This window comes from Mycobacterium sp. NGS50 (assembly GCF_059812545.1).
Genome location: NZ_JCALCW010000080.1, coordinates 1 through 1,336 on the forward strand (window position 1 = coordinate 1; position 1,336 = coordinate 1,336).

Sequence of the window (1,336 nt, forward strand, 5' to 3'; positions counted from 1 at the left end):
GCCAGCGCTGCCTTGGCCTGACCATCAGAGAGCGGGTTGGTCTCGCGGGTAGTCAGATGCCGGTAGCGGGTAGCCATCACCGGATTGTGGCGTTGAGCACCCCATACGGCACGCCAGGCGGCCAGCCGCAGCCCAGGCCGGCCCCGCCCAGAGATCCGTGAGCGGCCGGTGCTGGTGCCGCTGTTGTTCTCCCGCGGACACAGCCCCGCATGCTTGACCAGCGCACGAGGGCTATCGAAACGGGTCGGGTCGCCGGTCTCAGCCAAAATCGCCGCCACCCCGATCGAGCTGACCCCAGGGATGCTGTCCGCCAGCTCGGCCAGCTCAAGCTCGTCGAGGATCTCCAGCATGCAGGTCTGCACCTGGGCGCGACGGGCCGTGACGGCGCGCCAGTCCCCGAGCACCCAGCCGGCGCGCTCCAGGGCGCCCCGACGCTGTGTGCTCACACCGGCGGGATCGGTCAGGGCGCCAAAGACCGCGGCGATGATCTGTCGGCGGGGTTGCTTGCCGCCCCAGCGGGGCAGTTCCCGGCGCACCGCGGTCTCGAACCGTGCTGGGCCTAGCTGTTTGAGCCGCTCAGGGCGGCCGTTGCAGCGCTGCAGCACCACTGCCAGGGCAGCGCACCAGGTGACCGAGTCGAACTGGCGCACCGCTGTGGACAGCACCGCCGGCCAGGCGCACTCCAGCAGATCCCGCAGTTGCTGCACGCACGCAGTTGCCTCCCTGGTCAGACGCTCTCGGCGTGCTCCCAGGTGCCGCAATCGCGCCCAGGTCTCATCGGCACGCTCGGGCGCATAGCACCGCAACTGGGCCACCAGGCGCGCGATCAGCACCGCATCCTTGTCGTCGGTCTTGTCGCGGGTGTAGTCCTCTGCTTCCCGGGCCCGCCCGGTCAACAGCGGCTGCACGCACACCAAGGTCATATCCCGTTGCGCAGCGAGCTGATCTAACACTCTCCAGCGATGCCCGGTCGGTTCGCAACCCACTGTCACGTCGGCGAAACCACGCTCGTGGGCAGCCTTGCGCGCCCAATCCAACACCGAGCCCAGCCGCCAAGCCTTGGCCTTCACCCGCGTACGCGCCAGCACCCGCGAATCATGATCAGTAAGCACGATCGCCTGCTTCTCGTCGGCCAGATCGATCCCCAAGATGGCGTTCTCAACCGGCACCAACTCCCGCAATCGGGCCAACCGCGCATTACGACACCGATCACCACGCGACAAACCACTACCCTGAACCACGACGTCCTCCTGACTGTTTTGGGACACCAAGCCCTTCAACGACATCAGGAGGACGTCCTTTTCATCAACACCCGCAGCAGCCATAACCCTCTTAC

General features: G+C 67.0%; 2 protein-coding genes. One reads left to right on the forward strand and one right to left on the reverse strand.

The annotated features are described in order from the left end of the window. The coding region (locus AC5Y36_RS25750) for an IS110 family RNA-guided transposase (protein WP_500043808.1) at positions 1–1,112 on the reverse strand (1,112 nt) is incomplete at its 3' end. Here AC5Y36_RS25750 and AC5Y36_RS25755 point away from each other — a divergent pair. Next, a partial coding sequence (locus tag AC5Y36_RS25755; protein ID WP_500043809.1) for a hypothetical protein occupies positions 1,098–1,336 on the forward strand: 239 nt, incomplete at its 3' end. The two genes, AC5Y36_RS25750 and AC5Y36_RS25755, sit on opposite strands and share 15 nt — an antisense overlap.